This window comes from Streptomyces sp. NPDC002130 (assembly GCF_040296465.1).
Classification (GTDB): Bacteria; Actinomycetota; Actinomycetes; order Streptomycetales; family Streptomycetaceae; genus Streptomyces.
The window spans coordinates 1-1,288 of record NZ_JBEOXI010000941.1; the positions used below are offsets into that span (position 1 = coordinate 1).

Consider the following 1,288-nt stretch of genomic DNA (forward strand, 5'->3'; position numbering starts at 1 on the left):
TCATTATTCTTCGACGCTCAACCGTCAGGGCAATCGGGATGAGCTGACGGTCGGCCATCTTCGGAGCGCGGTCAGGAGATGCCGATTGCTGTGCGCCGAAGGTGACGGCGGCAAGCTCGTCGACGCCGACGACACCACCTACGGCGGACGCTGGGTGGTCAACCCGTCCGGCGGCCTCATCTCCAAGGGCCACCCCCTCGGCGCAACCGGCCTCGCACAGTGCGCCGAACTCACCTGGCAGCTCCGCGGCACCGCCGACAAGCGTCAGGTCGACGGCGCGAAGGTCGCCCTCCAGCACAACATCGGACTCGGCGGTGCAGTTGTCGTGACCGCATACAAGCCCTACGCACGCTGAATCACACCCTCAATCCGCTAGCTACCCACTAGGAGTTTCATCATGGCTTCCGTTTCTGTCTCCGCCGTACTGCCCGCATCCCCCGAGAAGACCTGGGATGCGCTCTCCGACCTGTCTCGTTGGGAAGAGTGGCTCACCATTCACCAGGGCTGGAAGAGTGAACTCCCCACCGAGGTTGCGTTGGGCGCCAAGTTCACCGAGGTCGTCTCCGTGATGGGTATGGCCAACAAGATCGAGTGGACCGTCGAAGAGGTCGAGGTTCCGAAGATGGTCAAGATTGCCGGTACCGGAATGGCCGGTGTCACCGTCGAATTCGTTCTCTCGGTCGAGGCCGACGGTTCGGGCTCGAAGGCAACCGTCGACGCCAGCTTCAAGGGCACCATGATCGTCGGACCGATCGGCAAGGCAGTTGCCAAGAACGCCAAGGCTGACCTCGAGGCCTCGCTGGCCAAGTTCGCCGAGTTGGTCGGATAACGCTCGATGACAACACCGAAGACCAACGCGGTCGAATTCGATACGTCCGGGCTGGACGTATGGACTGATCCGGAGCACTTCGAGGTGACGGCCGAGCGCATCGCCGAATATGCCGCTGCCACCAACGATCCCATCGAGCGACATCTGAAGGGCGAGATCGCTCCGCCGGTCTTCGCGGTGGTACCCGTCTTCATGTCGATGGCACCCGCTGCGCTGTCGGTGGCGCCGGTCGAACTGCTGATGAAGCTCGTTCACGGTGAGCAGGACTTCCTGTTCCACCGTCCGATCTACCCCGGCGACCATCTGGTGGCCCGGGCAAAACCCATCGGATTCGAGGGCCGCGACAACGGTTCCACCGTCGTCATCTACATCGAAACCAAAACCGACAAGGGTGAATTGGTCAACGAGCAGTGGATGACCGCATTCTTCCGCAAGGTCGACGCGGGCCCCGGACTGGGC

The 1,288-nt window shown here is 62.4% G+C and carries 2 protein-coding genes and 1 pseudogene; all 3 read left to right on the forward strand.

What is annotated here, in order from left to right:
* Window positions 1-88: 88 nt before the first annotated feature.
* Window positions 89-355 (forward strand): annotated as a pseudogene (locus ABT116_RS47210) (thiolase C-terminal domain-containing protein); the annotation flags it as partial.
* 42 nt (window positions 356-397) lie between these two features.
* The gene (locus tag ABT116_RS47215; protein ID WP_095969428.1) at window positions 398-829 is read left to right on the forward strand and encodes a type II toxin-antitoxin system Rv0910 family toxin; all 432 of its coding nucleotides are present in this window, start codon (window positions 398-400) and stop codon (window positions 827-829) included.
* A gap of 6 nt (window positions 830-835) precedes the next feature.
* Window positions 836-1,288: FAS1-like dehydratase domain-containing protein (locus ABT116_RS47220; RefSeq protein ID WP_351647543.1), on the forward strand; the 453-nt coding region annotated here is incomplete at its 3' end.

Coding starts and splice junctions, on each gene's coding strand:
- ABT116_RS47215 (WP_095969428.1), top strand. CDS start 398: ATGGCTTCCGTTTCTGTCTCCGCCGTACTGCCCGCATCCCCCGAGAAG.